This window comes from Sphingomonas sp. OK281, assembly GCF_900115295.1.
Lineage (GTDB): Bacteria > Pseudomonadota > Alphaproteobacteria > Sphingomonadales > Sphingomonadaceae > Sphingomonas.
Genome location: NZ_FOVZ01000004.1, coordinates 76,416 through 102,575, shown reverse-complemented (window position 1 = coordinate 102,575; position 26,160 = coordinate 76,416). Strand labels below are relative to the sequence as shown.

Sequence of the window (26,160 nt, the reverse complement as noted above, 5' to 3'; positions counted from 1 at the left end):
AACGAAGGGTGGGGCGCAATGTTGAGGCAAGAGGGGACATCCCCCGGGAGACGATGATGACGACACGTGAATCGATGCCGTACGACGTGGTGATCGTCGGCGCTGGCCCGGCCGGTCTCTCGGCAGCGATCCGCCTGAAACAGTTGGCGGCCGAGAAGGACGCCGAAATCAGCGTCTGCGTGCTCGAAAAGGGCTCGGAAGTCGGCGCGCACATCCTGTCCGGCGCGGTCATCGATCCCAAGAGCCTCGACGAATTGCTGCCGAACTGGCGCGAGGACGGCTGCCCGCTCGCCGAGGTGCCGGTGACCGAGAACCATCACTGGATCCTCACCAAGACGAAGAAGAGCGAAATGCCGCACTTCGTCACGCCGTCGTTCATGCACAACAAGGGCACGTACACAGGCTCGCTCGGCAACCTCTGCCGCTGGCTCGCGGGCAAGGCGGAGGAACTCGGTGTCGAGATCTTCCCAGGCTTCGCCGCGGCGGAAATCCTGTTCAACGACGACGGCTCGGTGAAGGGCGTCGCGACCGGCGACATGGGCGTCGCGCGCGACGGCACGCACAAGGGCGACTACACCCCCGGCCTCGAACTCCACGCCAAATACACCTTCTTCTCCGAAGGGTGCCGCGGTCACCTCACCAAGGAACTGATCCGGACGTTCGCGCTCGACAAGGACAGCGATCCGCAGGTCTACGGCCTCGGCATCAAGGAGCTGTGGGACATCGATCCCGAACTCCACGTCCCCGGTCGCGTCATCCACACGCAGGGCTGGCCGCTGTCAGAAACCGACGGCTCGAACGGCGGCGGCTGGATTTATCACCAGGCGAACGGCCAGGTCTCGATCGGCTTCGTCACATGGCTGAACTACACCAACCCGCATCTCTCGCCGTTCCACGAGATGCAGCGCTGGAAGACGCATCCCGAGATCGCCGCGCTGCTCAAGGGCGCCAAGCGGGTAAGCTACGGCGCGCGCGCGATCAGCGACGGCGGGCTCCAGTCGATCCCCAAGCTCGTCATGCCCGGCGCGGCGCTCATCGGCGACAGCGCGGGCTTCCTCAACGTGCCGCGGATCAAGGGCACGCATACCGCGATGAAGTCCGGCATGATGGCCGCCGAGGCCGCGGTCGAGGCGATCGTCTCGCAACGCGGCCATGACGAACTCGCCGCCTATCCCGAGGCTTTCGAAAAGTCGTGGGTCAAGAAGGAGCTGTCGGTCGTCCGCAACGTCGTACCGCTGGTCAAGAAGTTCGGCGACCTCGTCGGCTCGGGCCTCGCCGGCATCACGATGTGGATGGAGCATCTCGGCATCAAGGTGCCTTTCACGATGCACCACCATCCCGACCACGAGAGCCTGTGGCGCAAGGATCTCGTCAAGCCGATCGTCTATCCGAAGGCCGATGGCGTCCTCACATTCGACCGCCTGTCCTCCGTCTTCATCTCGAACACCAACCACGAGGAAGACCAGCCGGTCCACCTGACGCTCAAGGATCCGAGCGTGCCGATCGCCTACAACCTGCCGATGTACGACGAGCCCGCGCAACGCTATTGCCCGGCCGGCGTTTACGAGGTGGTCGGCGTCGAAGAGGGCGATCCGAAGTTCGTCATCAACGCGCAGAACTGCGTCCACTGCAAGACCTGCGACATCAAGGACCCCACCCAGAACATCAACTGGGTCGTACCCGAGGGCGGCGGAGGCCCCAATTATCCCAACATGTAAGCGTCTGTTTCTAGCACTTGGTCTCGCCGTGGCGGCGCCCGCCACCGCGGCCCCGGCTGACCTTTCCGCCTATCTGAAGGCCCGCGCCGCCGATGCTGCGGGCGAGACGGGCCTCGCCGCCGCCAGTTACGCCAAGGTGCTGGCGGCATCGCCCGACGATCCCGTCGTCGCGATCCGCGCCTATCGCGAGGCGCTGGAGGCCGGGGACATGCCGCTCGCCACCCGCGCCGTCGCCGTGCTCGACAAGGCCGGCGTAGCGCCCGCCGACGCCGCGCTGATTCCGTTGGCCGATGCCGCACGACGGGGCGATGCGAAGGCCGCGAGCGCAGCGATCGCCACGTTGTCCAGCGGTCCCCTCGTGGTCCTGGCACCCTCGCTTTATGCGTGGGTCGCGCATGCCGAGGGCCGCGACCCCGAACCGTCGCTGGCGACCGCAGCGAAGGACCCCGTCGCCAACCGCTTCGCCACCGAAACGCGCGCTCTCATCGCCGCGGCACCGCGCAAGCAGCCGCTGTCGACCGGCGTGTCGCGCCTGCTCGCCCGCCTCGCCAGCGATCTCAGCGCGGGCGAACCCTCGCCACTGTCGATCGCGCTCACCCAGGCAGCCCTGCGCGCCGACCCGACTTACGACGCAGCGCGCGTCCTCCTCGCCGACGCGCTCGCCCGCAACAAGCTCGTCGATCGCGCGCTCGTCGTGCTCGACGGCGTCGACGCCAAGAGCCCGTCCGCGCCGGCCGCCGCCGCCGAACGCATCGACATCCTCGCCGCCGCCGACCGCGACGGCGAAGCGCTCGCCGCCGCCAAGAACCGCGTCGACCAGAAGGGTTCGGAGCCTACAGACTGGCAACGCTACGCCGACCTGCTGCTGACCACCGGCAACCCGGCCGAAGCCGCGACCTGGTACCAGCGCATCATCGCCGCCGACGGCGCGAAGGGCGGCAGCTGGGGCAACTGGCTGCAATATGGCGGCGCGCTCGACCAGGCCGGCCGCTGGCCCGAAGCGCGCGACGCACTGGAAAAAGCCGTCGCCCGCGGCCCCGCGCAACCGCTCGCGCTCAACTATCTCGGCTTTGCGCAGGTCGAGCACGGCGACGACATCCCCGCCTCGATCAAGCTGCTCGAACGCGCCAGTCGGATCGACCCAACCAACGCCTCGATCACCGACTCGCTGGGCTGGGCCTATCACCTCTCCGGCGACACCACCCGAGCGCTCCCCCTGCTCGAAACCGCCGCGCAGGCCGAGCCCACCAACGCCGAAATCGCCGACCACCTCGGCGACGCCTATTGGAGCACCGGCCGAAACTACGAAGCACGCTACGCCTGGCGCGCCGCCTTGCTGACCGCCGAACCCGCAGACACGGCGCGCATAACCGCCAAGATCGCCAACGGCCTCCCGCCAAAAGCCCGCCGCTAAAAGTCCTCCCACCGAGGTAGGGAAGGGCCCCGCAGGCTAGGGGGAGGGCGAGGGCAAGGCGAGTTGACGGCGGAAGCGCCGTTTCGCGAGATCGCCACTAATTCCGAGCATCCGCGGAAGTGATCGACCGCGTCAGCAACTCGCGAGGTATGCGGCATCCCCTCCCGTCATCCTGACGAAAGTCAGGATCCAGAGCCAAGGACGGCACCATTCGTTCCCCTGGATCCTGACTTTCGTCAGGATGACGCGCTTAAACCCGCAGACATCACGCGTATTACGCTAAGCCGCGTTCGACCCTTCGCCGCCAAACCCCGAGACCGACAATGCCCGCCATCACCGAACCCGCCCCCGCCAAGATCAACCTCGCCCTCCATGTCCGCCGCCGTCGCCCCGACGGCTACCACGATCTCGAAACCCTCTTCGCCTTCGCCACCGACGGCGACCTGGTCACGGTAGAACACGCCCAAACCAACAGCTTCACCATAACCGGCCCCTTCGCCGCAGCACTCCTCCCCGCCCAGAACACCACCCCGACCTCCAGCGCCACCCAAACCTCCAGCCCCACCCCGACCCCCAGCACCTCCCCGGCGAAGGCCGGGGCCCAATTGGGGACGGATAATGAAGACGCGGACCGATCGTCCAACGTCGCCCCAGGCGCCGCCCCCTGGCAAGGCAACCTGGTAACCGCCGCAGCAGACGCCTTCACCACGGCCTTCGCCCCCGAGGCCCACCACGCGATAACCCTAGAAAAGCACCTCCCCATAGCCTCGGGCATAGGCGGAGGCTCAGCCGACGCCGCCGCCACGCTCCGCGCGCTAGCCCGCCTCCACGGCATAGCCCCAACCGACCCCCGCCTCCACGAAATCGCCGCCACGCTCGGCGCCGACGTCCCCGCCTGCCTCGCCAACCGCACCACGCTAGGCACCGGCAAAGGCGACACCCTCACCAATCTCGAAGGCCTGTCCGGCACCCCCCTCCTGCTCGTGAACCCCGGCGTCGCGGTCTCCACCGCCGCGGTCTTCAAGACTTGGGACGGCCACGACCGAGGCCCGATCCCCGAAGGCAATCTCCTCGACCGCGCAAGAGCCGGCCGCAACGACCTAGAACCCCCCGCGCTTGCCCTCGCCCCCGAAATCGCCGAAGTCCGCGCGCTTCTCGACGCAGCACAAGGCGTCCTCCTGTCCAGAATGTCCGGCTCCGGCGCCACCTGCTTCGCGCTGTTCAAAACCCCCGAAACCAGAGACGCCGCCGCTACCGCCGCGCAAGCCAAAGGCTGGTGGGCCCTCGCAACAACCCTCGCCTGATCGATCGGCCCGCGTCCCGGCATCGGACGGTCGCCCACGCCCGTCCGCCGCCACCGCCCGTCATCCTGACGAAAGTCAGGATCCAGAGCGGCCAACGCCACCGCTGGTAACAATCAGTTCTCGAGACCATCGAGCGAGTCGATCGCCGCCAAACCCGCGCTCGAACAACCAGAACCGTTCTCGACCAAACTCTGCCCGGCCCATCTCCTTACCCCGAACGTGTACGGCGCTTATCCCCTTCGAACACGTGTAAGTCCGCAGTCATACGGCACCACGCCCTCGCCTTGTTCTCCCGCGAAGGCGGGAGCCCAGTCTGGATCCCCGCCTTCGCGGGGAAACATGCCTTACGCGCGCGCAAGGGACAGCAGCCGACGTGTTCACGGGGCCAGCGCTCCGCGGACTCAATGATCGACGAGCGCGGAACAGTGAATGCTGAACCAAGCCCGCATGCCCAGGCTCGGCAACCACCCGCGGCCGTTACCAACGTACACCTTTTCCGGAAAACCTCCGTTCCCCACTTGTTCCAAAAGAACAAAGAGAATACATGGTGTTTGACGCGTTGAATGGCACGCGCGCTTGCTTTAGCGATGGGAGCATATTCGATGGCCGCTAATCTGAAAGTGATCGACACCGGCATGGCAACCGCAACCAACGACCGGCAGAAGGCGCTCGACGCCGCGCTTGCGCAGATCGACCGCGCCTTCGGCAAGGGCTCGGCAATGCGCCTGGGCTCCAAGGAAACCATGCAGGTCGAGGTGATCTCGACCGGCTCGCTCGGGCTCGACATCGCGCTCGGCGTCGGCGGCCTGCCACGCGGCCGCGTGATCGAGATCTACGGTCCGGAAAGCTCGGGCAAGACCACGCTCGCGCTCCACGTGATCGCCGAAGCGCAGAAGGGCGGCGGCACCGCCGCGTTCGTCGATGCCGAGCACGCGCTCGACCCGGTCTATGCGAAGAAGCTCGGCGTCAACATCGACGAGCTGATCGTTTCGCAGCCTGACACCGGCGAGCAGGCGCTCGAGATCGTCGACACGCTGGTCCGCTCGAATGCGATCGACGTGCTTGTCGTCGACTCGGTTGCAGCACTCGTGCCGCGGGCCGAAATCGAAGGCGAGATGGGCGACAGTCATGTCGGCCTCCAGGCCCGCCTCATGTCGCAGTCCTTGCGCAAGCTGACCGGCTCGATCAGCCGCTCGCGCTGCATGGTGATCTTCATCAACCAGCTCCGCATGAAGATCGGCGTCATGTACGGCAACCCCGAGACGACGACCGGCGGCAACGCGCTGAAGTTCTACGCTTCGGTCCGCCTCGACATCCGCCGCATCGGTGCGATCAAGGCGGGCGAAGAGGTGACGGGCAACCAGACGCGCGTGAAGGTCGTCAAGAACAAGGTCGCCCCGCCGTTCAAGCAGGTCGAATTCGACATCATGTACGGGCAGGGCGTCTCCAAGCTCGGCGAGATCCTCGATCTCGGCGTGAAGGCCGGGCTCGTCGAAAAGTCGGGCGCGTGGTTCAGCTACGACAGCGTTCGTCTCGGCCAAGGCCGCGAGAACTCGAAGACCTTCCTCAAGGACAACCCCGAAACCGCCGACCGCCTCGAAAAGCAGATCCGCGCGCGCACCGACAAGGTCGCCGAGGAAATGATGGCCGGCCCCGAAGAAGGCGACGACGCCTGACCCCACTTTCCCTCTCCCTTAGGGGAGAGGGAGGGACCCATTGCCTTCGCAATGGGAGGGTGAGGGCACGCGGTCGCTGCACGCTGCTTCGCTCATGGCTCATTGCGCCAAAGATGCGCACGGCGAGTGGTTCAAACACATGGTGAACTGACACCGCGCCAATCCATCTCCCAACACCACCCCGGCGAAGGCCGGGGCCCAATTGGCATGACCCTGCAAATAAAATCCGCGCTAAACCAAGCTCTTTAGCGCTATTGACCCGGCATACTCAAAAAGAGCCGACCCCCTCCTTGTTCTCCCGCGAAGGCGGGAGCCCAGTCTGGATCCCCGCCTTCGCGGGGAAACAAGGAAGAGCAGCGCCACAGGCTCGGGAAAGCCTCGAAATCCCGCAACACAAAACCTGCGCCAGCGTCTATACTTCCTATACTTTACTCCAAACCACCGCCCCCGACCGCAACCGAAAAAGCACCCCAGCCCATGACCACCGCCTACGACTGGACCGGCAGAATAGGCGATGTCTGGGCCGAGGAATGGCGCCGAACCGACCGCAGCTTCACCAACCTGACACCGCATTTGAACGCCGCGATCCTGTCCGCCGCCAGACCCCAAACCTGCAAGATCATCGACATAGGCTGCGGCGCCGGAGCAACCTCACTCGCCACCGCGCAAGCGCTCCCGACCGCGCAAATAACCGGCATAGATCTCTCACCAAACCTGATCGAGATCGCCAAACACCGCGCCAAAACCCAAGCCAACGCGAGCTTCGAATGCGCGGACATCACCGCCGCCGCCCCGAACCACGCCCCGATCGACCTCTACATCTCGCGCCACGGCGTCATGTTCTTCGCAGACCCCGTCGCTGCCTTCACGGCATTGGCTGAAGCCGCCGCTTCAGACGCAACGCTAGTCTTCTCCTGTTTCGCCGACCGCGCCGCCAACCGCTGGGCCACCGAAATCATCACCGCGACCGGTGGCAATGCAGACGCTCCAGCAACCACCGCACCCGGCCCCTTCGCCTTCGCCGACCCGACCTACGTCGCGAGCATCCTCGAAAAATCAGGCTGGCACGTCGAATCACCCCAGCGTGTCGAATTCGCCTACCGGGCAGGGGAGGGTGCCGACCCTGTAGCCGACGCCGTCGACTATTTCCGCCGCATCGGGCCAGCCGCCTCGGCCATCCGCGACGCCGCCCCCGAGGAACGCCAGCGCCACATCGCGCGTCTCACCCAGGTCTGCGACCGGTACCGAAGCGGCGACGCGGTGGAATTCCCCGCCGCCGCCTGGATCTGGACCGCGCGCAAATCGTCCGAATAAAACACAGGGGGCTCAGCATGATCATCGTCCACCACCTCGAAAACTCGCGATCGCAGCGGATTCTGTGGATGCTCGAAGAACTCGGCCTCCCCTACGCAATCAAGCGCTACGAGCGGAACAAGGCAACGATGCTCGCCCCGCCCGAGCTCAAAAAGGTCCACCCGCTCGGCAAGTCGCCGGTGATCGAGGATGACGGCCAAGTCGTTGCCGAAACCGGCGCGATCGTCGAATATCTCGTCGACAAGGCGGACGGCAAGCTCGGCGCCCCCGCCAACCGCGCCGACGCGCTACGCTACCGCTTCTGGCTCCACTATGCGGAGGGCTCGATGATGCCCCCGCTGCTGCTGAAGCTGGTCCTCGCGCGCATCCCGATCCTAGGCAAGGCGGCGACCAAGAAGATCCAGCCGATGATCGACGTCCATCTCGACTATGTCGAAGCCGAACTGTCGCAGCGCCCCTGGTTCGCCGGCGCCGAGATGACCGCCGCTGACATCATGATGAGCTTCCCCCTCGAAGCCGCCCGCAGCCGCGGTGGCCTGAACGAGTCCCGCCCGGCGACGATCGCGTGGCTGGCGAAGGTCCATGCGCGGCCAGCGTATCAGGCGGGGCTCAAGAAGGGTGGGCCTTACGCCTACGCCTGAGGGCTGCAGATCGGGAACTGCATCGAGGCTGAGACGCAACCTTCCTATAAACACCACCCCGGCGAAGGCCGGGGCCCAGTTGGCAAGGTTGGACTAACGAGGGGCGGCGGTCACCATTAGCGTCCCCCAACTGGACCCGGCCTTCGCCGGGGAGGTACTTCTTCAGTTGACCGCTAGCGTATAAGCGCATCTTCGAGACGTCATCGGCTCGACATCGCCAATCGCCTCAAACCTGCCCCGGCCCGATCTTCTCGTAGCTATCCACATCCACCTTAGGCCCATGCCCGGTCGGCGCATGCGGAAAGTCCCGATCCGCCGGCTCGCGCTCATCAAGCCCGCCCTCCCACTTCGCCACAACGGTCGCCGCCACCGCATTCCCGATCACGTTCGTCGCCGATCGCCCCATGTCGAGGAAATGATCCACCGCCAGGATCAGCAAAATCCCCGCCTCCGGGATCTTGAACATCGACAGCGTCCCCGCGATCACCACCAGCGATGCGCGAGGCACCCCCGCAATCCCCTTCGACGTCACCATCAGCACCAGCAGCATCGCGATCTGCTGTCCGATCGGCATGTGGATGCCGTACGCCTGCGCGATGAACAGCGACGCGAACGTCATGTACATCATCGACCCGTCGAGGTTGAACGAATAGCCCAGCGGCAGCACGAAGCTCGCGATCCGGGGCGGCACGCCGAACCGGTCGAGCGCCTCCAGCGTCCGCGGATACGCCGCTTCCGACGATGCCGCCGAGAAGGCGAGGATCAGCGGATCGCGGATATACCGCACCAGCAACCGCGTCCGCGGCCCGATCAGCAGGAACGCGATCCCGATCAGCACCGCCCACAGCAGCGCCAAGCCGATGTAGAAGCTCAACATGAAATAGCCGAGTTGGCCGAGGATGGCCGGCCCCCGCTCGGCCAGCGTCGCGGTCACCGCCGCGAACACCGCGAACGGCGCGAACCGCATCACATAGTTGGTGATCTGAAGCATCACCGCGACCAGCGCCTCGATCGCCTTGACCAGCGGCGCGGCCTTCTCGCCGACCGCGGTGATCGCAACGCCGACGAACACCGAGAACACGACGATCTGGAGGATCTCGTTCCCCGCCATCGCCGCGATCATCGAATCGGGGACGATATGCGTGATGAACTTGGCCAGATCGAACGCCGCACGGTCGACGCCACTCGACGCGGTGGCCGGCGGTATCGCAAGTGCGAGGCCGACGCCCGGCTGCAACACGTTGACCAGGATCAAGCCCAAAGTAAGCGACAACAGGCTCGCGCAGATAAACCAGCCGAGGCTGCGCAATCCGACCCGCCCGAGCGCGCCGGTATCGCCCATATGCGCGATGCCCACGACCAGCGTCGAGAACACCAGCGGCGCGATGATCATCTTGATCAGCCGCAGGAACAGCGTCGTCACGATCGAGAAATAGCCCGCGATGTCCTTCAGCCGTTCGGCGGACTCGGCCGTGCCGTTATCGATCGACGCGTTCAGGATCCAGCCGACGACCATCCCCGCGACGAGGCCGAACAAGATGTAATAGGTTAGCCGCTTGGCCATTAATCGCTCCCGAGAATTGCCGACAGGGAAGGGGATTGCGGCGCCCGGGTCAAGGACCCTATCGTCCTGCGATGTCGACCGCCCCCCACAAGCCCGCCTTCAGCCCCTCGCGCCGCGACCTGCTGAGCCTCGCCCTCGCGGCGCCGTTGCTGTCGACCACCGCGATCCTCCGCGCCGCCGAGCCGGACCTGTCGGCGCTGTCCGACATCACCGGCGCGACCAGGCCGATCGACGCCACCGAACGCGCCGCGCGGCTGGCCCGCGCGCAATCGCTGATGAAGGCGGCGGGCATCGGCGCGGTGCTGATCGAGCCCGGATCGTCGATGATCTACTTCACCGGAGTCCGCTGGCACACGAGCGAGCGGCTGACGCTGGCGATCCTGCCGGTCGAGGGCGAGCCGTGCATCGTCACGCCGTTCTTCGAGGAGCCGTCGGTACGCGAGACGCTCGCCGTCCCCGCCGAGGTGCGCGTGTGGCAGGAGGACGAGAACCCGCTCGCCGTGGTCGCCGGGTTCCTGCGCGACCGGAAGCTTGCCACGCGGCCGATCGGGCTGGAGGCGGAGGTGCGCTATTTCGCCTATGCCGGACTCGCGCGCGTGCTGCCCGAGGCGAGGATTGTCTCTGCCGACCCGGTCGTCCGCGCCTGCCGGATGATCAAGACTCCGGCCGAGATCGCGCTGATGCAGGCTGCGACCGACGTCACGCTCGCCGCGTATCGCTGGACGAAGCCGCGCGTCGAGAAGGGCATGACCGGCCCCGAGATCGGCGCGCTCATGAACGCCGCGACCAAGAAGCTGGGCGGCGCGCCCGAGTTCGCGCTCGCGCTGATCGGCGAGGCGTCCGCCTATCCGCACGGCAGCCGAGAGATCCACCGCGTCGCCGACGGCCAGGTCGTGCTGATGGACTGCGGCTGCACCGTGCAGGGCTACCAGTCCGACATCTCGCGCACCTGGGTCCACGGCACCGCGACCGCGGACCAGCGCAAGACGTGGGACCAGGTCGCCCGCGGCCAGCAGATCGCGTTCGCCGCGGCCAAGATCGGCGCACCCGCCGGCAGCATCGACGACGCGGTCCGCCGGCATTACGAAACGCTCGGCTATGGCCCCGGTTACAAGCTCCCCGGCCTGTCGCACCGCACCGGGCACGGCATCGGCATGGACGGCCACGAACCCGTCAACCTCGTCCGCGGTGAGGCGACCAGACTGGCGGCGAGGATGTGCTTCTCCGACGAGCCGGGGATCTACATTCCCGGCAAGTACGGCGTGCGGATCGAGGATTGCTTCCACATGACGGATGCGGGGCCGAAATGGTTCAGCGAGCCGCCCAAGTCGATCGACGCACCGTTGGGGTAGTGAACGCCCAAGGAACGCCACCCCCCCCCACCAACACCACCACCCCGGCGGAGGCCGGGGCCCAATTGGGGGACGGCGATAACGAAGCGCTGCTCTCCATTATTTCCACCTCTCCAATTGGGCCCCGGCCTTCGCCGGGGTGGTGCATCGGGGCAAACGGCGGCCTTCAACGAACCGCAGCCCACGCCTCCTTGTTCTCCCGCGAAGGCGGGAGCCCAGTCTGGATCCCCGCCTTCGCGGGGAAACAAGCTCTCTTCGTTTCAATCGGATGCGTGCAGCGCAGGCGTTCGCCGACACCCTTCTCTACTGCACGGCGCTTCACACACCCGACTTGAGCGAACCGCCCCGCTCGCCTAAGTCCCCGGCATGACATCGACGAACGACATCCGCCGCGGCTTCCTCGACTATTTCGGATCGCAGGGGCACCAGATCGTGCCCAGCGCGCCGCTCGTGCCGCAGAACGACCCGACGCTGATGTTCGTCAACGCGGGCATGGTGCCGTTCAAGAACGTCTTCACCGGCCTCGAATCGCGCCCCTACACCACCGCCACCTCGTCGCAGAAGTGCGTCCGCGCCGGCGGCAAACACAACGATCTCGACAATGTCGGCTACACTGCGCGCCATCACACCTTCTTCGAAATGCTCGGCAATTTCTCGTTCGGCGACTATTTCAAGGAACAGGCGATCGTCCACGCCTGGACGCTGCTCACGCGCGAATGGGGCCTGTCGCCCGACAAGCTAACCGCCACCGTCTACCACACCGATGACGAGGCGTTCGACCTCTGGAAGAAGATCGCCGGCCTCCCCGATCACCGCATCATCCGCATCCCGACCAAGGACAATTTCTGGTCGATGGGCGACAACGGGCCGTGCGGGCCGTGCTCGGAAATCTTCTACGACCACGGCGAGCACATCTTCGGCGGCCCTCCCGGCAGCCCCGACGAGGACGGCGATCGCTTCGTCGAGATCTGGAACCTCGTGTTCATGCAGTATGAACAGGAGAATGCCGAGATCGTCGGCAACTTGCCCAAGCCGTCGATCGACACCGGCATGGGGCTCGAGCGCATCGCCGCGGTTATGCAGGGCGTCACCGACAATTACGACACCGACACGTTCAAGGCGCTGATCGCCGCGAGCGGAGCGCTGACGCACACCGCGACCGACGGCGCCAACACCGCGAGCCACCGCGTGATCGCCGATCACCTGCGCACCGCTGGCTTCCTGATCGCGGACGGCGTGCTGCCCGCGAGCGAGGGCCGCGGCTACGTCCTGCGCCGGATCATGCGCCGCGCGATGCGCCACGCCCACATCCTCGGCGCCAAGCAGCCGCTGATGCACCGTCTGGTCCCCGCGCTCGTCACCGAGATGGGCGCCGCGTACCCCGAGCTGTCGCGCGCGCGCCCGCTGATCGAGGCGACGTTGCAGCAGGAGGAGACGCGCTTCCGCCAGACGCTCGACAAGGGGCTGAAGCTGCTCGACGAAGCGACCACCGGGATGACCGACGGCACGCTGGCGGGCGACGTCGCGTTCAAGCTCTACGACACCTACGGCTTCCCGTACGACCTGACCGAGGACGCACTGCGCGAACGCAACATCGCGGTCGACCGCGCCGGTTTCGACACCGCGATGGCCGAGCAGAAGCGCGCCGCCCGCGCCGCCTGGAAGGGCTCGGGCGCAAAGGCCTCGGACGACATCTGGTTCGACATCGTCGAGCAGACCGGCGGCACCGAATTCCTCGGCTACGCATCCGACACCGGCGAGGGTGAGGTCGTCGCATTGGTCAAGGACGGCGCGCGCGTCGACCACGCCACCGCCGGCGATACGGTCGCGATCGTCGTCAACCAGACGCCCTTCTATGGCGAGAGCGGCGGCCAGGTCGGCGACGCCGGCCACATCTCGAACGACAGCGGCCTGCGCGCGAACGTCACCGAGACGTCGAAGCAGCTCGGCCGCGTGTTCGTCCACCACGCGATCGTCAGTACCGGCGAGATCAAGGTCGGCGACCCGGTCAAGCTCCAGATCGACGTCGCCCGCCGCGCGCAGATCCGCGCCAACCACTCCGCGACCCACCTCCTGCACGAGGCTCTCCGCGAGCGCCTCGGCACGCACGTCGCGCAGAAGGGGAGTCTCGTCGCGCCCGACCGCCTGCGCTTCGACTTCTCGCAGCCGGTCGCGATGACCCCCGCCGACATCGCGCAGGTCGAGGCCGACGTGAACGCGCAGGTCCGCGGCAACGGCGCGGTGACGACGCTGCTGATGACCCCCGACGACGCGATCGCGATGGGCGCGATGGCGCTGTTCGGCGAGAAATACGGCGACGAAGTCCGCGTCGTGTCGATGGGCTCGACGGAGGACGGCACCTATTCGATCGAGCTGTGCGGCGGCACGCATGTCAACGCGCTCGGCGACATCGGCCTGTTCAAGGTCGTTGGCGAAGGTGCGGTCTCCAGCGGCATCCGCCGTGTCGAAGCGCTCACCGGCGAAGCGGCGCGCGCCTATTTGACCAGCCGTGACGACCGCCTCCGCGAGGCCGCAGCAGTCCTGAAGTCGACGCCAGACGAGGTCCCGGCGCGCGTCGCATCGTTAATCGAAGACCGCCGCCGCCTCGAACGCGAACTTGCCGACGCGAAGAAGGCGCTCGCGCTGGGTGGCGGTGGCTCGGGCGAAGCGGCGGGGCCGGAACAGGTCGGCGGCGTCGCGTTCATCGGCCAGGTGCTCAACGACTTCGAAGCGAAGGGCCTGCGCGGCGCAGTCGATGAAGCCAAGCAACGCCTCGGTTCCGGCATCGCGGTGATGGTCGCGATCAACGACGGCCGTGCCTCGGTCGCGGTCGGCGTGACGGCGGACCTGATCGCCAGCCACAACGCGGTCGACCTGCTCAAGATCGCGGTCGCCACGCTGGGCGGTCAGGGCGGCGGCGGCCGTCCCGACATGGCGCAGGGCGGTGGTCCCGATGGCGACAAGGCCGCGGAAGCCGTCGCTGCGGTTCGCGCCGCGCTCGAGGCCGTTAACGCATAATCCTGTCGTTGCGCTAACGGTCCACGCGTAGGGTGGTGCTTTCCAGGAGAGTATCATGATCATCACGACCCTGATCCAGACGGCGTCTGCCATGCTCCCCATGGCGCCTCCGGCACCGCCCGCACCGCCGATCATGACGTCGAACATCGTGCAGCGCGGTTTCGGCGGCGCGGCGGTCGCCGAACGCTACGTCGTCGATGTCGACGTTAGAGCGGACGGTGCGGTCGTCTGGACGGGATCACTGCGGGTGGCATCGAATGCGGCGGCAAGCTTCCGCCGCGATCAGACCGAAGCAGAGGAGAGTGATTGCGGCTTCCGGGCGGGATATCGCAGCGGCGTACAGACGGGCTTCTCGCTGCAATTGCGACCGACCAGGTTCGACGAAGCCGATAGCGGCGTCGCCGTCACGTTGCGCTGGACCCGCCCTGGAGCCGGGCAATGCCCGGTCCAGGCCAGCACACGAACGGTTGAAATGAACGACGCGGTCAGATTGAAGGCTGGTGAGACGGTGACGATGAAGGGGGACGGCGGGCTGGTCGTCAAACTTCACCGCCGACCCTGAGGGCCAAGGTTAGCCCCGCACCTTCGCCAGCGTCGTACCGGCGGTGATTGCTTCGATATCCGTTCTCACATGCAGCAACCGCACGCCCAACCGGGTCATCGCTCGGTCCAGCGCCCTAGCGAAATCCTCGGTTCGCTCGACGGTTTCCGCCCAACACCCATAAGCCCGCCCGAGCGCCGCGAAGTCGGGATTGCGTAGCGTCGTCCCCGACACCCGCCCCGGATACTCGCGCTCCTGATGCATGCGGATCGTCCCGTACCCGCCATTATCAACGACGATCACCAGCATGTCCGCCCCGTGCGCGACGGCAGTCGCCAGTTCCTGACCGTTCATCAGGAAACACCCGTCCCCCGCGAGCGCCACGACGGTCCGCTCCGGATGCCGCAAAGACGCCGCAACCGCCGCCGGTACCCCGTACCCCATAGCCCCAGCAGTCGGCGCAAGCTGCGTCCCCGGCCCGGCATACGCCCAGTACCGATGCCACCAGCCCGAGTAATTCCCCGCCCCGTTGCAGATGATCGCATCCGCCGGTAGCCGCTCGCGCATCGCTGCGACGCAAGGCCCGAGATCCATCACCAAATCCCGCGGCGCCGGCGTTGACCACGCAAGCCACTCCGCATGCGCCTCCGACCCTGCAGTGCGCGGCGGCAGGTCGACCGCCAGCAACGCCTCCGCAAACTCCGCCATCCCCGCGCAAACCGCCACATCCGCGCGGTACGCTCGGTGCAGCTCATCCGGATCGGGATGCACATGGATCAGCCGCTGCCCCGGATGATCCGGCGTGATCAGCGCATAGCCATCGGTCGTAGCCTCCCCAAGCCGCGGTCCGACAACGAGCAGCAGATCCGCCGCCTTCACCCGCTCGACCAGCTTCGGATTGGGCCCATACCCCAAATTTCCCGCCCAGACCGGGCAGTCGTTCGGAATAGCATCCTGCCGCCGAAACGCCGCCGCCACCGGAATCCCGTTGCGATCCGCCCAGGTCGAGAACGCCCCCGACGCCGCCACATCCCAACCCGCGCCGCCAACGATCGCGACCGGCCGCTCGGCGGTGGTCAGTAGATCGGCCAGCAAATCCATCGTATCCGCGTCGCAAGCCTGCGCCACCCGCTCGACCCGCGGCCGATCGACCGCGTCGACCACGTCCAGCAGCATGTCCTCGGGCAGCGCGAGCACCACCGGCCCCGGCCGCCCCGACATCGCCGTCGCATAGGCCCGCGCGACATATTCCGGGATCCGCCGAGCATCGTCGATCCGCGCCGCCCACTTGGCGATCGGTGCGAACATCGCCTGGAAATCGATCTCCTGGAACGCCTCGCGGTCGCGCGTGCCGCGGTCGATATCGCCCACGAACAGGATCATCGGCTGCGAATCCTGCATCGCGACGTGCACGCCGATCGACGCGTTGGTCGCGCCCGGCCCGCGGGTCACGAACGCCACCCCCGGCCGATGCGTCAGCGTCCCGTCCGCGCACGCCATGAACCCGACGCCGCCCTCCTGCCGACACACCACGAGGTCGATCGCGGGCGTATCGTGCAGCGCGTCGAGCACGGCGAGGAAGCTCTCCCCCGGCACGGTGAAGATCCGGTCGCAGCCCTGTGCGACGAGTTGGTCGACCAGGATACGGCCGCCGGTGCGTGGTGTGATCATCGGCGCATCCTGCCGCCGGTAGCGCGCGAAGTCGAGAAACGTCGTGCGCCAGCCGGCAACACGGCTACCTTCGCCGAGAAGTCGGGACCAACCCGACTCGCCCGGAGAGGATCATGACCGAATTCACCACCGTCGCCAGTGGCTTGCGCTTCCCCGAAGGTCCCGTAGCGATACCCGACGGCAGCATAATCCTCGTCGAGATCGAAGCCGGCCGGATTACGCGCGTCGCCCCGGACGGTACGAAGACGACCATCGCCGAACCCGGCGGCGGTCCCAACGGCCTCGCGATCGGCCCGGACGGCAAGCTCTATTGCTGCAACAATGGCGGGTTCGCGTGGCGCGAGACGAACGGCTTCCTCACCCCGCACGGTCAGCCGGACGACTATTCCGGCGGCCGGATCGAGCGGATCGACATCGCCACCGGCGCGGTCGAGATCCTCTACAAGGACGGCGATTTCGGCTGTTCGCTGCGAGGACCCAACGACATCGTCTTCGATTCGCACGGCGGCTTCTGGTTCACCGACCACGGCAAATCGCGCGACCGCGCCCGCGACATCACCGGCATCTTCTACGCGAAGGCGGACGGCAGCCACCTCGAGGAAGTGATCTTCCCGAGCGAAAACCCCAACGGCATCGGCCTCTCGCCCGACGGCACGCGGCTCTACGCGGCGGAGACGTTCACCTGCCGCCTGATGGCGTTCGACATCGTCGCCCCCGGCAAGGTCGCCAGCACCTCGGGCACGCCGCTCTATCGCCCCGCTGGCTACAAGTTCTTCGACTCGCTCGGTGTCGAGGCATGCGGCAACATCTGCGTCGCAACGATCGGCGAATGCGGGATCAGCGTGATCTCGCCCTCCGGGGAACTGGTCGAGTTCGTCGCCACCGACGACGTGTTCACGACCAACATCTGCTGGGGCGGCGCGGACGGTATGGACGCCTACATCACCTGCTCGGGCAGCGGCCGGCTGGTGAAGACCCGGTGGACGCGGCCGGGCCTGAAGTTGGCGTATTGAAGGCGTCGGGAGGAGGGCTCGGCATTTCCTCCCCAACCGTCATTCCAACCCCAACCGTCATTCCCGCGGAGGCGGGAACCCATAATGGCTGACCTCGCCTCATGACCGCGATCCCTCGAGGATATGAATCCCCGCCTTCGCGGGGATGACGGAGAGATGCGGCGTGTCGCTCGACGTACGTTGCCGACCGACCGCCAGCGCCTTATGCGAGGCGAAAGACCATAGGAGGATGCATGGCGAACAAGCGCTACACCGACGCGGCAACCGCACTCGAAGGCGTGCTGTTCGACGGCATGACGATCTGCGCGGGCGGGTTCGGGTTGTGCGGCATCCCCGAGCGGCTGATCGACGCGATCGAGGCGTCCGGCGTCAAGGACCTGACGATCGCCAGCAACAACGCCGGGATCGACGGGCAGGGCCTCGGCAAACTGCTCCGCTCGCGCCAGGTGAAGAAGATGATCTCGTCCTATGTCGGCGAGAACAAGGAATTCGAGCGGCAATATCTCAGCGGCGAGCTCGAGGTCGAGTTCTGCCCGCAGGGCACGCTCGCCGAACGCTGCCGGGCAGGGGGGGCTGGCATCCCCGGCTTCTACACCAAGACCGGCGTCGGCACGCAGGTCGCCGAGGGCAAGGAAACGAAGGTCTTCGACGGCCAGGAATACATCCTCGAACGCGGCATCCGCGCCGACCTCGCGATCATCAAGGGGTGGAAGGCGGACGAAAGCGGCAACCTCATCTTCCGCAAGACCGCACGCAACTTCAACCAGCCGATGGCGACTGCGGGGAAAATCTGCGTCGCCGAGGTCGAGGAGATCGTCCCCGTCGGCAGCCTCGACCCCGACATGATCCACCTGCCCGGCATCTACGTGAAGCGGATGATCGTCGGTGCGCCGTACGACAAGCAGATCGAATTCCGCACCGTCCGCGAGCGGGTTTCCGCGTGAAGCAAGGCCTGATGGTTGATCGCAAACGCTCCCCGTTCTTCTGCGAACGCAGGAGCCCAGGGTCGCAGGCGTGGCGCTTGGTATCCTGGACCCCTGCGTTCGCAGGGGCACTCGCGCTGCAGGGATGCGTAAGCGTGTCCGCGCCGACCTCGATCGCAGCCACGCCGACCATCGCCGCACCCGTCACCGTCGATGGCGTCCCAGCCGGGATGCAATATCTCTACGCCTCGGGCGAAGCCGCCGCGGTCAGCATCCAGGCCTGGAACGCGCTCGTCGGCTACGTCCGCACACAACGCACGCCAACATCCGTCGTCCTCGCCCAAGGCGCATCGCTAGCCGCCCCCAACTGGACCACCTGCGGCACCAAGCCAAAAGCCGCGGTGTTCGACGTCGACGAAACCGTCCTCCTCAACCTCGGATTCGAATACGACGCGTCCTCCGGCCAAGCATGGTCCGACCCACGCTGGCAGGACTGGGAGCGCACCGGCGTCAAGCAGGTCGCCCCCGTCCCCGGCGCGCTCGCCGCGCTCACCCAACTCCGCGCGATGGGCGTCACGGTGATCTTCAACACCAACCGCTCCGCCGCCAACGCCGCACAGACCGAGGCCACGATCGAAGCCGCCGGCCTCGGCCCAGCCCGCCACGGCGAGACGCTGTTCCTCGCCGGCGACGACGCGATGGGCTCGAAGAAGGACGGCCGCCGCGCGACGATCGCCGCGAAATACTGCGTCGTCGCGATGGGCGGCGACCAGCTCGGCGACTTCAGCGACCTCTTCAACGCCGGCCAAACCCCCGCCGCGCGCCGCGCCACAGTCCAGTCGCCCGCGATTGCCGCGAAATGGGGAGCAGGGTGGTTCGTCCTCCCCAACCCCGTCTACGGCACCGCGCTGAAGGGCAACCGCGACGAGGTATTCCCGCCAGCAGCCCGCTGGGCCCCAACTGGAGGCGTACGCTGATGGCCGATCATCCCAACGCGATCACACTCGACAAGGGCGCGCAACTCACTAGCGAATCGGTCGAGGTCGCGCGCATCTGGATCACCAACGGCGCGGGCAGCAACGTGCTGATCGACGCGGGCATCCTCGAGGATCCGACCGTGTTCGGCTACCTCCTCGCCGACACGATCCGCCACGCCGCGCGCGCCTATGCGGGCACCTGGGGCCTCGACGAGGATGCCGCGTTGCAGGCGATCGTCGACGGCGTCGGCACCGAGCTCCGCGAACAATTCACGACCATCACCACCATCCAGGAAGGAATGCACTGATGCCCTGGGACCGTAACCAGATGGCCGCGCGCGCGGCGCAGGAACTGAAGGACGGCTATTACGTCAATCTCGGCATCGGCATACCGACGCTGGTCGCGAACAACATTCCCGAGGGGATGACCGTCACGCTCCAGTCCGAGAACGGCATGCTCGGGATCGGCCCGTTTCCCTATGCGGGCGAGGAAGACGCCGACCTGATCAACGCCGGCAAGCAGACGATCAGCGAACTCCCCTCGTCGGTCTATTTCAGCTCGTCGGACAGCTTCGCGATGATCCGCGGCGGCCATATCGATCTCACGGTGCTCGGCGCGATGGAGGTCAGCGAAGGCGGCGACATCGCCAACTGGATGATCCCGGGCAAGATGATCAAGGGCATGGGCGGCGCGATGGATCTCGTCGCGGGCGTCAAGCAGATCATCGTCGTGATGGACCACAATGCCAAGGACGGCACCCCGAAGTTCATCCCGTCCTGCACGCTGCCGCTGACCGGCAAGAACGTCGTCGACATGATCGTCACCGACCTCGCCGTGTTCCAGCGCCCCGATCACGACAGCCCGTTCAAGCTGGTCGAGATGGCGCCGGGCGTCACCGCGGACGAGATCGCCGCGAAGACCACCGCGCGCTACACCGCCTGATGCGCTACACCCTCGTCACCGCGAACCGCAATTACTCGAGCTGGTCGCTGCGCCCCTGGGTCCTGATGAAGGCGCTCGGCATCGACTTCGAGGACCGGATCGAGCCGTTCTTGGCGCCTGTCAATTACGCGGCGTTCCGCGCCTTCTCACCGACCGGGCAGGTGCCGGTGCTGATCGACGGTACGCGGACGATATGGGATTCGCTCGGCATCGTCCTCTATCTCGCCGAGCGCCACGACGGCGTCTGGCCGGTCGATGCCGAGGCACGCGCGTGGGCGATCTGCGCAACCGCCGAAATGCATGGCGGGTTCTCCGCGCTGCGGAACGAGCGGACGATGAACGTCGGCGTCCGCGTGAATGCCGCCCCCGGCAGCGACGCGCTCGACCGCGACGTCGCGCGGATCGCCGAACTCTGGAGCGAAGGGCTCGACCGGTTCGGTGGACCTTGGCTCGCAGGCGCAGAGCTCACTGCCGTTGACGCTTTCTACGCGCCGGTCGCGTTCCGCGTCCGGACCTACGGGATCGACGTCGGTGCGGCTGGGCTCGCCTGGGTCGAGCGGATCATCGCGCACCCGGCGATGCGCGAATGGGAAGCGACCGCGCTCGCCGAGACATGGCGCGAGGAAAGCCACGAGGCCGACCTCGCGATATGCGGAACGATCACCGCGGACTTCCGCCGCTGATGCGCCGCGCCGCCATCGTCATAGCGCTGATCGTGATCCTGATCGCAGGCACGGCGTTCACCGCAGGGCCGGGTACCCTCAGCGTCCTCGACGGCATCATGGGCGGCGGACGCGGCACCGCCCGTATCCGCGAAGGCGTCCCGTTCGGCACGCACGGCCAGAAGCTCGACGTCTGGCGCCCGTCCGGTGGCGCCAAGACCGGCCTGCCGGTGCTGATCTTCTGGTACGGCGGCGGCTGGGTCCACGGCTCACGCGGCGCCTACGCGTTCGCCGCGCGCGCCTATGCGAAGGCGGGCTACGTCGTCGTCATGCCCGACTACCGCAAAGTGCCCGACGTCCGCTTCCCCGCCTTCCTCCAGGACGGTGCAGAAGCGGTGAAATGGACGCGCGACCACATCGCAGAGTCCGGCGGCGACCCGAACCGGATCGCCGTCGCTGGCCATTCCGCCGGCGCCTACACCGTGGCGATGCTGACGCTCGACCAGCGCTGGCTGAAGGCGGAGGGCGTCGACCCCCACATCATCAAGGCCGCGGTCGGCCTGTGCGGGCCGTACGACTTCTACCCCTTCACCGCCAAGCGCGCGATCGACGCAATGCAAGGCGCCGCCGACCCGGTGATGACCCAGCCGATCCACTTCGCGCGGGCGGACGCCCCGCCGATGCTGGTGATCACCGCCGGCGACGACACGCAGGTCAAGCCGCACAACGCGATCAACCTCACCGCGCGGCTGAAGGCACTCGGCGCGCCAGTGACGCACATCGATTACCCCGGTTTGAGCCACGAGAACGTCGCGATGGCATTGTCGAAACCGTTCCGCGGCAAGGCGCCGGTGCTGGCCGACAGCGTCGCGTTCCTGAACAAGGCGATGCCCGCGCGGTAATCCATCATGTTTCCCCGCGAAGGCGGGGACCCAGTCTGGGCTCCCGCCTTTGCGGGAGAACAAACTTCCTCCGAGCGTGACTTCGGCTCATCCCAACGACCGAAAATTACATACAACCTTGGCGCAGCACCCCTTTTCGGTTAACGCCCGCCCATCATGGCCACTCCCCAAACGCTGTACGAAAAGATCTGGGCGGCGCACGTCGTCGAACGCCGCGACGACGGCACCTGCCTGATCTATATCGACCGCCACCTCGTCCACGAAGTCACTAGCCCGCAAGCCTTCGAAGGTCTCCGCGTGGCAGGCCGCAAGGTGCGCCGCCCCGATCTGACGCTCGCCGTCCCCGATCACAACCTCCCGACCACCGCGCGCAAAGATGCCGCCGGTCGCGTCCTGCCGATCGCCGATCCCGAAAGCGCGCAACAGCTCGACGCACTCCGCCGCAACACCAGCGAGTTCGGCATCGACTATATCGACGCGACCGCGATCGAGCAGGGCATCGTCCACGTCGTCGGCCCCGAACAGGGCTTCACGCTCCCAGGCACCACGCTCGTCTGCGGCGACAGCCACACCTCCGCGCACGGCGCACTCGGCGCGCTCGCGTTCGGGATCGGCACCAGCGAGGTCGAGCACGTCCTCGCCACGCAGACGTTGCTGTTGTCGCAGGCCAAGACGATGGAAGTCCGCGTCGACGGCGAACTCGGCTTCGGCGTCAGCCCGAAGGACGTCATCCTCGCGATCATCGGCAAGATCGGCGCGGCGGGCGGCACCGGCCACGTCATCGAATTCACCGGCAGCGTGATCCGCGCGATGTCGATCGAGGGCCGCCTGACGATCGCCAACATGTCGATCGAGGCAGGCGCGCGCGCCGGACTGATCGCGCCCGACGACACGACCTTCGCCTATCTCAAGGGCCGCCCGATGGCCCCGACCGGCGACAACTGGGACCGTGCGGTGACGTGGTGGCGCAGTCTCGCGACCGACCCCGGCGCGCGCTACGACAAGTCCGTCACGCTCGACGCCGCCGATATCGCCCCCGGTCTCACCTGGGGCACCAGCCCCGAGGACGTCGTCCCGATCACCGGATTCGTCCCCGAACCGTCGAGCTTCGCCGACCCGGCCAAGCAGGCAGCCGCACAGAAGTCGCTCGATTACATGGGCCTTACCGCCGGCACGGCAATGCGCGACGTGCCGATCCAGCATGTCTTCATCGGCAGCTGCACCAACAGCCGCATCGAGGACCTGCGCGCCGCCGCGGCGATCGCCGACGGTCGCCATGTCGCCACCGGCGTCCGCGCGCTCGTCGTCCCCGGCTCGGGCCTCGTGAAGCGCCAAGCCGAAGCCGAGGGGCTCGACCGGATCTTCATCGCCGCCGGTTTCGAATGGCGCGAGCCGGGCTGTTCGATGTGCCTCGCGATGAACCCGGACAAAGTCCCTGCGGGGGAGCGTTGCGCTTCCACGTCGAACCGTAATTTCGTCGGCAGACAGGGTCCCGGAGCGCGCACGCATCTGGTATCACCCGCAATGGCGGCGGCAGCGGCGGTCACCGGTAAGCTGAGCGACGTCAGAGAGTTGATGGGGGAAAGAGCGTGAAGAAAGTTTTCGTATTGCTGGCGGCTGGCGCAATGCTCAGCGGCGTCGCGGCCTATGTCGCATCAGCGCGTGTGGTTCCGGAGCGCACGGAACAGCGATGACTCCCGTCACGACCGTCTCGGGCCGCGCCTATCCCTGGGGCGCGAAGAACATCGACACCGACGTCATCATCCCGGCGCACTGGCTGAAGACGATCACGCGCACTGGCCTCGGACGCGGCGCGTTCGAGACGGTCCGCGCGCAACCCGGAAACATCTTCGACGACCCGCGCTACGCCGGGTCGCCGATCCTCATTGCGGGCGATAATTTCGGCTGCGGCTCCAGCCGCGAGCATGCCGCGTGGGCGCTCGCCGACATGGGCATCACCGCGGTGATCGCGCCGAGCTTCTCCGACATCTTCTCGGGCAACGCGTTCAAGAACGGCATCGTCCCCGTCGTGCTGCCCCAGGAGGCGATCGACCGCTTGCTCGAGGTCGCCAAGGATCAGATCGTCACCGTCGATCTCGAGACGATGACCGTCACCACCCCGTTCCAGGATCGCTTCACCTTCGAACTCGACGCATTCCGTCGCCAGTGTCTCATGGAAGGGCTGGACGAAGTCGGCCTGACGCTGGCAAGGGATACCCAGATTTCGAAATTCGAGGAGGCGGTCGCATCGAATCGCCCCTGGACGACGGTGGAGAGCGGGTATGCGAGCATTGGTGTCGAAGGCAGTCGGCGGACCTGAAACTCTGGAAATGGTCGAGCTGCCCGATCTGGTAGCCGGCCCCGGACAGGTCGTCGTCGCGGTCAAGGCCTGCGCGATCAACTTTCCCGACGTCCTGATCATCGAGGACAAATACCAGTTCAAGCCGCAACGCCCGTTCGCACCGGGCGGCGAAATCGCCGGTACGATCGATTCGATCGGTGAAGGCGTGACGGGCTGGGCAGTCGGCGACCGCGTCATCGCGATGCTCGGCCACGGCGGCCTGTGCGAGAAGGTGATCGCCGACCCCGCCAAGCTCTACCGCCTCCCCGAAGGCCGCAGCTTCGCCGAGGGCGCCTCGCTCATCCTCACCTACGGCACGACGATCCACGCGCTGCTCGACCGCGGCCACATCAAGGCCGGGCAGACCTTGCTCGTGCTCGGGGCCGCCGGCGGGGTAGGGCTCGCCGCGATCGAACTCGGCAAGGCATTCGGCGCGAAGGTGGTCGCCGCGGTATCGTCCGAGGAAAAGGCTGCCGCCGCCAAGTCCGCCGGCGCCGACGAAACGCTGATCTACGCCCGCGCGCCGTTCGACAAGGGCCAGTCGAAGGCGCTCGCCGAGCAGTTCAAGGCCGCAGTCGGTCGCGATGGCGCGCACGTGATCTACGATCCGGTCGGCGGCGATTATGCCGAGCCGGCGCTGCGTTCGATCGCATGGGAGGGCAAGTATCTCGTCGTAGGCTTCCCCGCCGGTATCCCTAGACTGCCGCTAAACCTCACGCTGCTCAAAAGCTGCGACGTCTGCGGCGTGTTCTGGGGCGCGTTTGCCGCGCGTGATCCGAAGGCGAACCAGGCGCATATCGAAACGCTGTTCGAACTCTGGGAAGCGGGGAAGATCGCCCCGCGTGTGACCGAGGTCTTCGCGTTCGAAGACGGCGGCAAGGCGATTGCCAAGATGGCCGCTCGCGGCGCGATCGGAAAGCTTGTCGTCGAGGTCGGCTAGATCAGCTGGCCTCTACGACGCCAACATACGTCAGATCAGTTTATACGCAATCGCTGCGATGGCGCCCCACATCGCCATCGATGCGCCAATTCCATACACCAGGCCGTGAACAACGCGCGGAGTCGACCGTGAAGAGGTTGCGATATGGGATGGGGGTGCCGATAGCGTCGTCATTCTCACTCTCCTGTCCATGCACTGTGTCACGTGACCGACTTATATATCGTTACGAACGCGTCATTGTTCCAGCTGTTTTTGTACGTTTCTGTCGATTATTGCGCGAGGCCGCTCCGCGACCTATCTCCGATACGATTACGAGCTTGAACGGGGACCCGCGCAATGACCACTTTCGACGACCGCGAACGCGCCAGCGAGGCGAATTTCGCGCGTGAGGAAGAGATGGCCTTCCGGATAACGGCGCGTCGCAATCGCCTGCTGGGGGGGTGGGCTGCACACGAGATGGCCCTGACGCCCGAAGAGACCGATGCCTATGCGACCGCTCTCGTCCATGCCGACATGGAAGGCGGCGGTGACGACGATGTGGTGCGCAAACTGGTCGGTGACTTGACTGCCGCCGGTCTCGATCACGACGAGGCGACGGTCCGTCGTGCGCTCGCGCAACAGATGATCGAGGCCCGTCGCCAGTTGCTGGAGGCGCATTGATATGCCGATGGCTGCCGACGATATCGCAACCATGATCAAGGACGCGATCCCCGATGCCCAGGTCGAGATCACCGATCTCGCAGGCGACGGCGATCATTATGCGGCCAAGGTCACCGCTGCCAGCTTTGCCGGGATGAGCCGGGTGAAGCAGCACCAGGCCGTCTACGCCGCGCTCGGCGGGCGGATGGGCGGCGTCCTGCACGCACTTCAGCTTACGACCGCAATTTCCTGAGGACCCAAGACATGACCGACGATTCCAACGCCCGCATCGACGCCCTGGTGAAAGCCAGCCCTGTAGTCCTGTTCATGAAGGGCAGCCCGTTGTTCCCGCAGTGCGGCTTTTCCAGCCGCGCGATCGCGATCCTCAACCATCTCGAGGTCGAGTTCGAGAGCGTCGACGTGCTGCAGGACCAGGGTATCCGGCAGGGTATCAAGAGCTATTCGGACTGGCCGACGATCCCGCAGCTCTATGTCGACGGCGAGTTCGTCGGCGGTTCGGACATCATGATGGAGATGTACGAGAGCGGCGAGCTGGCGCAGTTGTTCGAGACCCAGAAGGCCAACTGATCCGGGCACCGGGTGGGTG

24 protein-coding genes are annotated in these 26,160 nt (G+C 66.5%); 22 read left to right on the top strand and 2 right to left on the bottom strand.

Annotated features, from left to right (window positions below; all coding sequences use genetic code 11):
• The first annotated feature begins 56 nt into the window (after nucleotides 1–56).
• From BM244_RS14730 to BM244_RS14705, 6 genes are all read left to right on the top strand, one after another.
• Nucleotides 57–1,718 (top strand): electron transfer flavoprotein-ubiquinone oxidoreductase, encoded by a 1,662-nt coding sequence (locus BM244_RS14730; RefSeq protein ID WP_093400037.1) that lies wholly within the window; start codon nucleotides 57–59, stop codon nucleotides 1,716–1,718.
• Between the two features lie 28 nt (nucleotides 1,719–1,746).
• Nucleotides 1,747–3,132 carry a tetratricopeptide repeat protein gene (locus BM244_RS14725; RefSeq protein WP_093399674.1) on the top strand — a complete coding sequence of 462 codons (1,386 nt, stop codon included), beginning with the start codon at nucleotides 1,747–1,749 and terminating at the stop codon, nucleotides 3,130–3,132.
• A gap of 323 nt (nucleotides 3,133–3,455) precedes the next feature.
• Nucleotides 3,456–4,436 carry a 4-(cytidine 5'-diphospho)-2-C-methyl-D-erythritol kinase gene (locus tag BM244_RS14720; RefSeq protein WP_093399673.1) on the top strand — a complete coding sequence of 327 codons (981 nt, stop codon included), beginning with the start codon at nucleotides 3,456–3,458 and terminating at the stop codon, nucleotides 4,434–4,436.
• Between the two features lie 602 nt (nucleotides 4,437–5,038).
• Complete coding sequence (gene recA / locus BM244_RS14715; protein ID WP_056047175.1) at nucleotides 5,039–6,112, top strand: recombinase RecA; 1,074 nt, start codon at nucleotides 5,039–5,041, stop codon at nucleotides 6,110–6,112.
• A gap of 477 nt (nucleotides 6,113–6,589) precedes the next feature.
• On the top strand, nucleotides 6,590–7,426 hold the full coding sequence (locus tag BM244_RS14710) for a class I SAM-dependent methyltransferase (RefSeq protein WP_093399672.1): 837 nt from the start codon (nucleotides 6,590–6,592) through the stop codon (nucleotides 7,424–7,426).
• 17 nt (nucleotides 7,427–7,443) lie between these two features.
• On the top strand, nucleotides 7,444–8,067 hold the full coding sequence (locus BM244_RS14705) for a glutathione S-transferase family protein (RefSeq protein ID WP_093399671.1): 624 nt from the start codon (nucleotides 7,444–7,446) through the stop codon (nucleotides 8,065–8,067).
• Nucleotides 8,068–8,293: 226 nt separating this feature from the next.
• On the opposite strand, the gene BM244_RS14700 is transcribed toward BM244_RS14705, so the two are convergent.
• Entirely contained in the window at nucleotides 8,294–9,631 is a 1,338-nt protein-coding gene (locus tag BM244_RS14700; protein WP_093399670.1) for a dicarboxylate/amino acid:cation symporter, read from the bottom strand.
• Between the two features lie 71 nt (nucleotides 9,632–9,702).
• On the opposite strand from BM244_RS14700, the gene BM244_RS14695 reads away from it, so the two are divergent.
• The 3 genes from BM244_RS14695 to BM244_RS14685 all read left to right on the top strand — a co-directional run bounded on the left by BM244_RS14695 (nucleotide 9,703) and on the right by BM244_RS14685 (nucleotide 14,563).
• Nucleotides 9,703–10,983, top strand: a complete 1,281-nt coding sequence (locus tag BM244_RS14695) for a M24 family metallopeptidase (protein ID WP_093399669.1) — start codon at nucleotides 9,703–9,705, stop codon at nucleotides 10,981–10,983.
• A gap of 366 nt (nucleotides 10,984–11,349) precedes the next feature.
• Nucleotides 11,350–14,001, top strand: coding sequence for an alanine--tRNA ligase (gene alaS, locus BM244_RS14690; RefSeq protein WP_093399668.1), 2,652 nt, complete (start codon nucleotides 11,350–11,352; stop codon nucleotides 13,999–14,001).
• 55 nt (nucleotides 14,002–14,056) lie between these two features.
• A complete protein-coding gene (locus tag BM244_RS14685) occupies nucleotides 14,057–14,563 on the top strand; it encodes a hypothetical protein (RefSeq protein WP_093399667.1) in 507 nt (168 codons plus the stop codon).
• A 9-nt stretch (nucleotides 14,564–14,572) separates the two neighbouring features.
• On the opposite strand, the gene BM244_RS14680 is transcribed toward BM244_RS14685, so the two are convergent.
• Nucleotides 14,573–16,213, bottom strand: coding sequence for a thiamine pyrophosphate-binding protein (locus BM244_RS14680; protein WP_093399666.1), 1,641 nt, complete (start codon nucleotides 16,211–16,213; stop codon nucleotides 14,573–14,575).
• A 113-nt stretch (nucleotides 16,214–16,326) separates the two neighbouring features.
• On the opposite strand from BM244_RS14680, the gene BM244_RS14675 reads away from it, so the two are divergent.
• The 13 genes from BM244_RS14675 to grxD all read left to right on the top strand — a co-directional run bounded on the left by BM244_RS14675 (nucleotide 16,327) and on the right by grxD (nucleotide 26,141).
• On the top strand, nucleotides 16,327–17,226 hold the full coding sequence (locus BM244_RS14675; protein WP_093399665.1) for an SMP-30/gluconolactonase/LRE family protein: 900 nt from the start codon (nucleotides 16,327–16,329) through the stop codon (nucleotides 17,224–17,226).
• A 233-nt stretch (nucleotides 17,227–17,459) separates the two neighbouring features.
• The gene (locus tag BM244_RS14670) at nucleotides 17,460–18,170 is read left to right on the top strand and encodes a CoA transferase subunit A (RefSeq protein WP_093399664.1); all 711 of its coding nucleotides are present in this window, start codon (nucleotides 17,460–17,462) and stop codon (nucleotides 18,168–18,170) included.
• A 209-nt stretch (nucleotides 18,171–18,379) separates the two neighbouring features.
• Nucleotides 18,380–19,126 carry an HAD family acid phosphatase gene (locus tag BM244_RS14665; RefSeq protein ID WP_254784504.1) on the top strand — a complete coding sequence of 249 codons (747 nt, stop codon included), beginning with the start codon at nucleotides 18,380–18,382 and terminating at the stop codon, nucleotides 19,124–19,126.
• On the top strand, nucleotides 19,126–19,434 hold the full coding sequence (locus tag BM244_RS14660; protein WP_093399663.1) for a DUF5076 domain-containing protein: 309 nt from the start codon (nucleotides 19,126–19,128) through the stop codon (nucleotides 19,432–19,434). Before BM244_RS14665 ends, BM244_RS14660 begins: the two co-directional genes overlap by 1 nt.
• Nucleotides 19,434–20,069, top strand: coding sequence for a 3-oxoacid CoA-transferase subunit B (locus BM244_RS14655; protein ID WP_093399662.1), 636 nt, complete (start codon nucleotides 19,434–19,436; stop codon nucleotides 20,067–20,069). The genes BM244_RS14660 and BM244_RS14655 overlap by 1 nt, the downstream gene beginning before the upstream one ends.
• A complete protein-coding gene (locus tag BM244_RS14650) occupies nucleotides 20,069–20,752 on the top strand; it encodes a glutathione S-transferase family protein (protein WP_093399661.1) in 684 nt (227 codons plus the stop codon). The genes BM244_RS14655 and BM244_RS14650 overlap by 1 nt, the downstream gene beginning before the upstream one ends.
• A complete protein-coding gene (locus tag BM244_RS14645; protein ID WP_093400035.1) occupies nucleotides 20,752–21,633 on the top strand; it encodes an alpha/beta hydrolase in 882 nt (293 codons plus the stop codon). Before BM244_RS14650 ends, BM244_RS14645 begins: the two co-directional genes overlap by 1 nt.
• A 153-nt stretch (nucleotides 21,634–21,786) precedes the next feature.
• Nucleotides 21,787–23,226 (top strand): 3-isopropylmalate dehydratase large subunit, encoded by a 1,440-nt coding sequence (gene leuC, locus BM244_RS14640; RefSeq protein ID WP_093399660.1) that lies wholly within the window; start codon nucleotides 21,787–21,789, stop codon nucleotides 23,224–23,226.
• 97 nt (nucleotides 23,227–23,323) lie between these two features.
• Nucleotides 23,324–23,953 carry a 3-isopropylmalate dehydratase small subunit gene (leuD, locus tag BM244_RS14635; protein ID WP_093399659.1) on the top strand — a complete coding sequence of 210 codons (630 nt, stop codon included), beginning with the start codon at nucleotides 23,324–23,326 and terminating at the stop codon, nucleotides 23,951–23,953.
• The gene (locus BM244_RS14630; RefSeq protein WP_175518219.1) at nucleotides 23,916–24,914 is read left to right on the top strand and encodes an NADPH:quinone oxidoreductase family protein; all 999 of its coding nucleotides are present in this window, start codon (nucleotides 23,916–23,918) and stop codon (nucleotides 24,912–24,914) included. The genes leuD and BM244_RS14630 overlap by 38 nt, the downstream gene beginning before the upstream one ends.
• A 336-nt stretch (nucleotides 24,915–25,250) precedes the next feature.
• Nucleotides 25,251–25,574 (top strand): DUF1476 domain-containing protein, encoded by a 324-nt coding sequence (locus BM244_RS14625; RefSeq protein WP_093399657.1) that lies wholly within the window; start codon nucleotides 25,251–25,253, stop codon nucleotides 25,572–25,574.
• A 1-nt stretch (nucleotide 25,575) separates the two neighbouring features.
• Complete coding sequence (locus BM244_RS14620; RefSeq protein WP_056057430.1) at nucleotides 25,576–25,806, top strand: BolA/IbaG family iron-sulfur metabolism protein; 231 nt, start codon at nucleotides 25,576–25,578, stop codon at nucleotides 25,804–25,806.
• Between the two features lie 11 nt (nucleotides 25,807–25,817).
• Nucleotides 25,818–26,141 carry a Grx4 family monothiol glutaredoxin gene (gene grxD / locus BM244_RS14615; RefSeq protein ID WP_056057434.1) on the top strand — a complete coding sequence of 108 codons (324 nt, stop codon included), beginning with the start codon at nucleotides 25,818–25,820 and terminating at the stop codon, nucleotides 26,139–26,141.
• The last annotated feature ends 19 nt before the right edge of the window (nucleotides 26,142–26,160 follow it).

Coding starts and splice junctions, on each gene's coding strand:
- BM244_RS14665 (WP_254784504.1), top strand. CDS start 18,380: ATGCAATATCTCTACGCCTCGGGCGAAGCCGCCGCGGTCAGCATCCAG.
- BM244_RS14680 (WP_093399666.1), bottom strand. CDS start 16,213: ATGATCACACCACGCACCGGCGGCCGTATCCTGGTCGACCAACTCGTC.
- BM244_RS14710 (WP_093399672.1), top strand. CDS start 6,590: ATGACCACCGCCTACGACTGGACCGGCAGAATAGGCGATGTCTGGGCC.
- BM244_RS14670 (WP_093399664.1), top strand. CDS start 17,460: ATGGCGAACAAGCGCTACACCGACGCGGCAACCGCACTCGAAGGCGTG.
- BM244_RS14630 (WP_175518219.1), top strand. CDS start 23,916: ATGCGAGCATTGGTGTCGAAGGCAGTCGGCGGACCTGAAACTCTGGAA.
- grxD (WP_056057434.1), top strand. CDS start 25,818: ATGACCGACGATTCCAACGCCCGCATCGACGCCCTGGTGAAAGCCAGC.
- BM244_RS14660 (WP_093399663.1), top strand. CDS start 19,126: ATGGCCGATCATCCCAACGCGATCACACTCGACAAGGGCGCGCAACTC.
- BM244_RS14620 (WP_056057430.1), top strand. CDS start 25,576: ATGCCGATGGCTGCCGACGATATCGCAACCATGATCAAGGACGCGATC.
- BM244_RS14695 (WP_093399669.1), top strand. CDS start 9,703: ATGTCGACCGCCCCCCACAAGCCCGCCTTCAGCCCCTCGCGCCGCGAC.
- BM244_RS14720 (WP_093399673.1), top strand. CDS start 3,456: ATGCCCGCCATCACCGAACCCGCCCCCGCCAAGATCAACCTCGCCCTC.
- BM244_RS14645 (WP_093400035.1), top strand. CDS start 20,752: ATGCGCCGCGCCGCCATCGTCATAGCGCTGATCGTGATCCTGATCGCA.
- BM244_RS14625 (WP_093399657.1), top strand. CDS start 25,251: ATGACCACTTTCGACGACCGCGAACGCGCCAGCGAGGCGAATTTCGCG.
- BM244_RS14730 (WP_093400037.1), top strand. CDS start 57: ATGACGACACGTGAATCGATGCCGTACGACGTGGTGATCGTCGGCGCT.
- BM244_RS14685 (WP_093399667.1), top strand. CDS start 14,057: ATGATCATCACGACCCTGATCCAGACGGCGTCTGCCATGCTCCCCATG.
- BM244_RS14705 (WP_093399671.1), top strand. CDS start 7,444: ATGATCATCGTCCACCACCTCGAAAACTCGCGATCGCAGCGGATTCTG.
- leuD (WP_093399659.1), top strand. CDS start 23,324: ATGACTCCCGTCACGACCGTCTCGGGCCGCGCCTATCCCTGGGGCGCG.
- BM244_RS14700 (WP_093399670.1), bottom strand. CDS start 9,631: ATGGCCAAGCGGCTAACCTATTACATCTTGTTCGGCCTCGTCGCGGGG.
- BM244_RS14650 (WP_093399661.1), top strand. CDS start 20,069: ATGCGCTACACCCTCGTCACCGCGAACCGCAATTACTCGAGCTGGTCG.
- BM244_RS14675 (WP_093399665.1), top strand. CDS start 16,327: ATGACCGAATTCACCACCGTCGCCAGTGGCTTGCGCTTCCCCGAAGGT.
- alaS (WP_093399668.1), top strand. CDS start 11,350: ATGACATCGACGAACGACATCCGCCGCGGCTTCCTCGACTATTTCGGA.
- BM244_RS14655 (WP_093399662.1), top strand. CDS start 19,434: ATGCCCTGGGACCGTAACCAGATGGCCGCGCGCGCGGCGCAGGAACTG.
- recA (WP_056047175.1), top strand. CDS start 5,039: ATGGCCGCTAATCTGAAAGTGATCGACACCGGCATGGCAACCGCAACC.